Below are 6,421 nucleotides of genomic sequence, written 5' to 3'. Positions count from 1 at the left end.
TAAGTTTTATTGATATGTCGGATATTCAAAATCTTGATTTACTTTTTGTAGATGAAGAAGCGTTAAATATTACCGAATTACCAAATGGAGAAATTCTGCATACTTGGGACATAAAAGAATTTTTACCACTGAACATTAATTTTAAAAGCTTTGATACTAGTAATGTAACCTCTATGCAAGGAACTTTTGCCGGAGTTGCTTTATATGGTGATATTAACAAACTCGATGTATCAAAAGTTACTAATATGAATTATCTATTTAGTAAGGCCATCTTTAAAGATCCAAAAATAAATCTTAATGATTGGGATGTGTCTAAAGTAAAAAACATGGCTTTTATGTTTAAACAAGCCAAACTTCATAACAATATTACCCTTAATAATTGGGATGTATCTAATGTAACCAGCATGGAGGGGATGTTTAATGAAGCTACAAATATATCCAAGCTAGATATAAATAATTGGGATGTTTCTAATGTTACAGACATGTCTGGAATGTTTAGTAAAGCTAGAGATTTTAATAGTAATCTAAGTAAATGGAATGTAACTAATGTTAAAAACATGAGTTATATGTTTGCAGGGGCTATCAATTTCAACCATGATCTAAGTAAATGGAACGTATCTAATGTTACAGATATGAGCTGTATGTTTGGTTATGCTGAAAGTTTTAATAGTGATTTAAGTAAATGGAATGTATCTAGTGTTACGAATATGAGATGTATGTTTGCTAATGCTATATACTTCAACAGTGATTTAAGTAAATGGGATGTATCAAAGGTTACTGATATGAGTAGTATGTTTACAAATACCCCAAAATTCAATAGTGATTTAAATAACTGGAATGTCTCCAATGTTACTAATATGAATTGCATGTTTTCATTTGCTGGCTCTTTTAATAGTAATCTAAGTAACTGGAACGTATCTAAGGTTACAGATATGAGCTGTATGTTCTCTTTCACTCGAATATCAAACTGCGATATAAGCAACTGGGATGTCTCAAGTGTAACTGATATGAGTGGTATGTTTGAGTTAGCTCTTAACTTTAATAGTGATTTACGCAACTGGGATGTATCTCAAGTTCTTTATCATGAGAATATGTTTTATGGAGCTTCAAAGTTTAATGAAGAATATTATCCAAGATTCAGATAAAACTATTTCTAACTCGTACCTTTTAAAGTTTTAAAGGGTACTTTTTTCTTACTCTAACAGATCACGTTAGATTACAAATAATTTATTAAATGCTATAATAAAGAACATTTTTCATCAATCAGATAAATTTTTAGATACAACCAATGTCTCAAACTCTCAAATCTACACCTAAGAATGAAAGTAACTGGAAAATATTTTTTAATATTTTTCCTGCCTCAGTTGCCTCTCAATTAGTCTTTATGAGTGTAGGGGTAATTAACGCCCTCATGGCAGCTAAGGTATCAGTAGCAGCTATGGCTGCTATTGGCATGATTGGCTCAATTTACTGGTCATTCAATTCATTAGGTTTAGGACTTTTAAGTGTAGTTCTCTCAAAAATGAGTTTTGCCTTTGGGCAAGGTAATTACTCACAAGTAGGAAATATTCACCGCCAAACTTATTATGTTATTCTCCTCGCTAGTATTTTTATTATTGGCTGTGACTTAATTCTCGCATTTAATCTTGATCTTTTTCATTTAAGTCCAGAAATGATCGCTATAGCTAAACCCTATATGCTCCTCTGTTGCTTAAATGTTCCTTTATTTATCTTTATCGTTCACTTACGCAATATTAATGCTTGTATTGCCTATACCCTTCCAACTTTAATTGTGAGTATTCTTGGGTTAATCCTTATAGTACCGTTAAATTTTATTTTTATGTATCAAGATTTACCTTTTATCGGTTTTAACCCAGCACATTCAGCTTTTTCTCATATCATAATTAACCTTGCTTATATTAGCGTGATGCTTTTAATTTTTAAGTACAAAAGCAATCTTTATGGAAAGTTAAAGCTGTTTAACCCAATAATCGTACGTCCTAATTGGTCTGCAATTAAAGATAATTTTAAAATTGGTACTCCAGTCGCTTTTCAATATTGGCTTGAAAACAGTTTTTACGCTTTAGTCGTACTGTTAATTGCTCATCTTGGAACTTCAATTGTCGGAGCCCATGAAGCAGCTATGTCAACCTATTCAGTAGCTTATGCTTTAGCTATCTCAGGTTCTGCCTCTATAACCAGTATAGTTTCACGTCGTTTAGGTGAACAACGTCGAGATCTTGCTCAAAATCTTTTTAGAAATGTAATTTACTTCTTAATTATCTTCAATATTTTTTCAGGAATGGCTTTAATCTTATTCCGAGAAAATATTGCCGATCTTTTTATTAGTAATGATCAAGTAGCTCATGATATTGCACAAAATCTCTTAATTTTCTTAGCCTTTGCTAACTTCTTTGACAATATTTATGCTTGCTTCCTTGGTTATCTCATTTCATTTCGTGATAGTCGCTTTGCCTTTTTAGTTGCCTTTATCGTTTCTTGGTGTTTAGGAATTCCTCTTGCTAGTCTCTTTGCCCTTACCGATTGGTTAGGAGTAGGAAACTATGGCATCTATGCTTACTGGACGGTATTTATTTGCATTCCTCTCGTAGCCTCCGCAGTTTGCTTTATTCGTGTCCAAAGAAAGTGGCATACCATTAGCGATCAAGCCTTATATCAAAGACTTGAACATAATCTTAACTAAAAAAATTGCTTAAGGTTTTAGAAATAATAAAATACTAAATTGATCAATTTATCTAATCAAACTTAACATTTTGTGGTAATAAATTCTTTTTATTACCACTTTTTTTATACAAACAACGGACAAAGATGATAAAATTAATTGGAAAAGATGATCGAAAAATCAAACTTTTAAAAAACTTTTTCTAAAAAACTCTTGCACAAGCATGTTAAATTCCTTATAATGATCAGGTCAGCAAGGAAAAGAAAAAACTTAACTTACTGATAATTAAAAATAAAATTAAAGACTTTATATCTTTGAATATAAAGCCCGGGTGGCGGAATCGGTAGACGCAAGGGATTTAAAATCCCTCGAGGGCAACTTCGTGCGAGTTCAAGTCTCGCCCCGGGCACCATTTTTACTCCAGATTTTCAATGCGTGAATAGCTCAGTTGGTAGAGCACAACCTTGCCAAGGTTGGGGTCGCGAGTTCGAGCCTCGTTTCACGCTCCAATTTTTCTTTTTGTCAATGCGTGAATAGCTCAGTTGGTAGAGCACAACCTTGCCAAGGTTGGGGTCGCGAGTTCGAGCCTCGTTTCACGCTCCATTTTTCTTTTAGACAATGCGTGAATAGCTCAGTTGGTAGAGCACAACCTTGCCAAGGTTGGGGTCGCGAGTTCGAGCCTCGTTTCACGCTCCATGATTCTAAGGACTAGGTTATAAACTTAGTCCTCTTTTTTTATCACTTTTTTTATAAAAAAATAGTATAATCAGAATAGCTACTTTCATTTATTGCAATTCACTTTTTAAGTTACACTTTACAACTATTATTACAACTATTATATAGATGTAAAGATAGTAGACGATATTTCTATGGTTAATCAAACACAACTTCCACAGCCGCAAACTATAGGTGTTTTAGGAGCAGGTTCATACGGTACAGCCCTAGCTATAGCTTTTGCCAAAGTTATGCCTGTTGTTCTTTGGGGACATAGAACCCAAGCTATGCAAGAGATGGCTGTTAAAAGAGAAAACTCAGAGTACTTACCAGAAATTCCTTTTCCTGAAAATCTAGAAGTAACCGACAACTTAGAATCTGTACTAAAAAAATGTACTCTATTAATTATTGCCGTACCTTCTGCAGTACTTCCAGATTTCTTAAAAAGTATAAAAAATGAGCTTGAACCTCATCATTTTTTACTTATAGCTTCTAAAGGCTTAGAGCAAAAAACAGGACGTTTCTTTTCTGATATTATTCCCGAAATATTTCCTCACAATCATTTTGGTTTTATTTCAGGTCCTTCTTTTGCTAAAGAAGTAGCAAGAGGAATTCCTACAGCTCTCGCTGTAGCTTCTAAAGATACTAAATTCCTCCGTAATCAAATTTTCGCTCCTATGCATAAAATCCGTCAACCTCTCAAGCTCTATTATGTAGAAGATATGATAGGTTTACAAATTGCGGGAGCTATTAAAAATGTTATTGCCATTGCCGTAGGTCTTTCTGATGGTTTAGGCTATGGAGCTAATACGCGAGCAGCCGTAATCACTCATGGTCTTGAAGAAATTTCTACCCTAGGTAAACTCTATGGTGCCGATGCTTCAACTTTCCAAGGTTTATCTGGATTTGGCGATTTAATTTTAACCTGTACCGATGATCAATCACGTAATCGTCGTTTTGGCTTATACTTAGGACAAGGTCTAACTCCAGAACAAGCAATTGAAAAAATCGGACAGGTAGTTGAAGGCTATTATAATACCCGCGAAACCATGACTTTAGCTCGTAAAGTAAATGTTGAATTACCGATTATTCAAAAGGTTTATGACATTCTCTTTAATCATAAGTCACCAAAACGGGCTGCAGGAGAACTTCTTCTTGCAATTCATAATCTCTAAAAAAAGTGCATTTAGATTTATCTCTAAATGCACTTTTTTTAATTGCCTTTAAATACAATTTTCGTTGCTAAAGCTAAACGCTTAAGCAAGGAGGTTTTTACGGGAGCAAAATCAGGACTTTGTGCCGTTAAATTTGGGAAATCTTGCTGTCTTAAAGCTTCATATAAACAAATGGACACTGAATTTGCTAAATTTATAGAACGAGCATAGGCTGCCATAGGAATGCGAATACGCCCATAGGTATCATTACGTACCTCATCAGGTAAACCTCGACTTTCTGGACCAAAAAGGAAAAAGTCGTTCGGAGCAAACTCCACTTGATGATAAGGTTCAGATCCTTTAGTAGTTAAACTAAATACTCGAGCTTGAGGATTTTGTTCTTTAAAATCAGCATAGGAGTCATACCATTTTATATGGACATATTCATGATAATCTAACCCCGCACGACGGAGTTTTTTATCATCCATGGCAAAAGGAATAGGTTTAATAATATGTAGTTGCACTCCAGCATTCGCACATAAACGAATAATATTTCCTACATTACCTGGCTGTTCAGGTTCAAATAAAACTACATTAAACATTGATTAATCCTTAAAAAGGTGTAGCAAAGCTACACCTTTTTAATTTCCTAATTATTTATTAGTTTGTAATTTTAAACGCTCAGCGTTTTCTAATAAGTATTGTTGTTCATAGCTTACAAATTGTAAGTGGAACTCAGGGAAACCACCTGAAACGATTAAATCGTTAGCTAGTTCACGTAAGCTATTGTAAAGAACATCAGGAACTGTACCGTTTAAGAAAATTTGTGAATTAGGATCGTCTTCACCAGCAATTACTACAGTTGCAACTTCTTTTACTTCTACGATAAATACATTTGTTTTATCTTCTAAGTCACAAGTTACATTTAAACCTAAAGTAACACTGTAAACACCTTCATCATTTACTTTTTTCGTATCTACATCATCAACTTTTACAGTTACGTGAGGAATACCATCACGACCTTGTAAAGCCATTTTGTTTGGAGACTCAAAAGATGCGTCTACTAAACGAATAGATAAAATACGATTAGACTTTTGTTCTTGTTCAGCCATTTTATATAACTCCTAACTATTTACTACGTATTTGTATAGAGGACACTAACTTAAGCTTGTTGTTGCGCTTGTTGTTGCGCTTGACGTTGTGCTAATGTTTCTTGGAAGATTGCACGGAAGTTTTGTGTACCTAGGTATAAAGGAGGCATACCTGAACGTAATAATAATTTATCTAATTTGCTTGTGATGTAAGACCATACAGTTGCTGCTGCATCAAAGTATAATGCTTGAGGTTTTACGCTATCTGGTAAACCACGACAAACGTAAATAGCACCTTGAACAATTTCAAATTTAGCTACTGGATTGTCATGAGGTCCAATAATTAGATTTAAAAATACGTTAATATCTACTAAATCGTCTTGTTGTAAATCTTGAACTTGAACATCAACAGCAAAACCAACTTCAGTTGCTTTTGCGTTTTCTTCAGGAGAAGCATTTACAGGAAGATTTTTCTCATTAAAAACATAAGATAAATCTTTTGTATAAACACGGTGAATATTTAACTCAACAGTAGTTTGTTGTTCACTCATAGTTATTTCCTTAATGAACTTGTTACTTGTATTACTGGAAAGGTGTATATAATCGAAAAATGTTAATAAAAGCTATTAACTAGGAAAAATCTGTTCTGTAATGTATACCGTTAGAGACATTATTTTTAATCAATTAACTATCGAAATATACATATTCCATAATGATTATATATGCAAAATATTTTCCTGTCCTTATTCTATCATATAACAAGATTTTTTTAATAAATT

The 6,421-nt window shown here is 33.5% G+C and carries 6 protein-coding genes and 4 tRNA genes; 7 read left to right on the top strand and 3 right to left on the bottom strand.

Annotated elements, in window-relative coordinates; genetic code table 11:
* The 7 genes from CKF59_RS01900 to CKF59_RS01870 form a co-directional block, all read left to right on the top strand.
* A partial coding sequence (locus CKF59_RS01900; protein WP_222985486.1) for a BspA family leucine-rich repeat surface protein occupies positions 1-1,145 on the top strand: 1,145 nt, incomplete at its 5' end.
* A 143-nt stretch (positions 1,146-1,288) separates the two neighbouring features.
* Complete coding sequence (locus tag CKF59_RS01895; RefSeq protein WP_119534293.1) at positions 1,289-2,704, top strand: MATE family efflux transporter; 1,416 nt, start codon at positions 1,289-1,291, stop codon at positions 2,702-2,704.
* Positions 2,705-3,008: 304 nt separating this feature from the next.
* Positions 3,009-3,095: transfer RNA gene (locus CKF59_RS01890), tRNA-Leu, on the top strand.
* A 21-nt stretch (positions 3,096-3,116) separates the two neighbouring features.
* Positions 3,117-3,192: transfer RNA gene (locus CKF59_RS01885), tRNA-Gly, on the top strand.
* 18 nt (positions 3,193-3,210) lie between these two features.
* Positions 3,211-3,286 (top strand) — tRNA-Gly (locus CKF59_RS01880).
* 17 nt (positions 3,287-3,303) lie between these two features.
* A tRNA-Gly gene (locus tag CKF59_RS01875) sits at positions 3,304-3,379 on the top strand.
* A 173-nt stretch (positions 3,380-3,552) separates the two neighbouring features.
* Positions 3,553-4,572: an NAD(P)H-dependent glycerol-3-phosphate dehydrogenase gene (locus CKF59_RS01870; protein ID WP_119534292.1), complete on the top strand. Its 1,020-nt coding sequence runs from the start codon at positions 3,553-3,555 to the stop codon at positions 4,570-4,572.
* A 38-nt stretch (positions 4,573-4,610) separates the two neighbouring features.
* On the opposite strand, the gene CKF59_RS01865 is transcribed toward CKF59_RS01870, so the two are convergent.
* Genes CKF59_RS01865 through CKF59_RS01855 form a run of 3 tightly spaced genes read right to left on the bottom strand, consistent with a single transcriptional unit; the run spans position 4,611 to position 6,193 of the window.
* Positions 4,611-5,153 (bottom strand): tRNA (cytidine(34)-2'-O)-methyltransferase, encoded by a 543-nt coding sequence (locus CKF59_RS01865; protein WP_119534291.1) that lies wholly within the window; start codon positions 5,151-5,153, stop codon positions 4,611-4,613.
* A 51-nt stretch (positions 5,154-5,204) separates the two neighbouring features.
* Complete coding sequence (locus CKF59_RS01860; protein WP_119534290.1) at positions 5,205-5,663, bottom strand: protein-export chaperone SecB; 459 nt, start codon at positions 5,661-5,663, stop codon at positions 5,205-5,207.
* 50 nt (positions 5,664-5,713) lie between these two features.
* A complete protein-coding gene (locus CKF59_RS01855) occupies positions 5,714-6,193 on the bottom strand; it encodes a protein-export chaperone SecB (protein ID WP_119534289.1) in 480 nt (159 codons plus the stop codon).
* Positions 6,194-6,421 lie beyond the last annotated feature (228 nt).

Origin of the sequence: Psittacicella gerlachiana, assembly GCF_003585965.1 — a bacterium.
In the GTDB taxonomy this organism is placed as follows: domain Bacteria; phylum Pseudomonadota; class Gammaproteobacteria; order Enterobacterales; family Psittacicellaceae; genus Psittacicella; species Psittacicella gerlachiana.
The sequence above is the reverse complement of the archived record's forward strand: the minus strand, read 5'-3'. Positions and strand labels throughout refer to the sequence as shown.

What these genes read in the sequence shown, in the direction of transcription:
- CKF59_RS01895 (WP_119534293.1), top strand. Translation starts at nt 1,289, where the DNA reads ATGTCTCAAACTCTCAAATCTACACCTAAGAATGAAAGTAACTGGAAA.
- CKF59_RS01870 (WP_119534292.1), top strand. Translation starts at nt 3,553, where the DNA reads ATGGTTAATCAAACACAACTTCCACAGCCGCAAACTATAGGTGTTTTA.
- CKF59_RS01865 (WP_119534291.1), bottom strand. Translation starts at nt 5,153, where the DNA reads ATGTTTAATGTAGTTTTATTTGAACCTGAACAGCCAGGTAATGTAGGA.
- CKF59_RS01860 (WP_119534290.1), bottom strand. Translation starts at nt 5,663, where the DNA reads ATGGCTGAACAAGAACAAAAGTCTAATCGTATTTTATCTATTCGTTTA.
- CKF59_RS01855 (WP_119534289.1), bottom strand. Translation starts at nt 6,193, where the DNA reads ATGAGTGAACAACAAACTACTGTTGAGTTAAATATTCACCGTGTTTAT.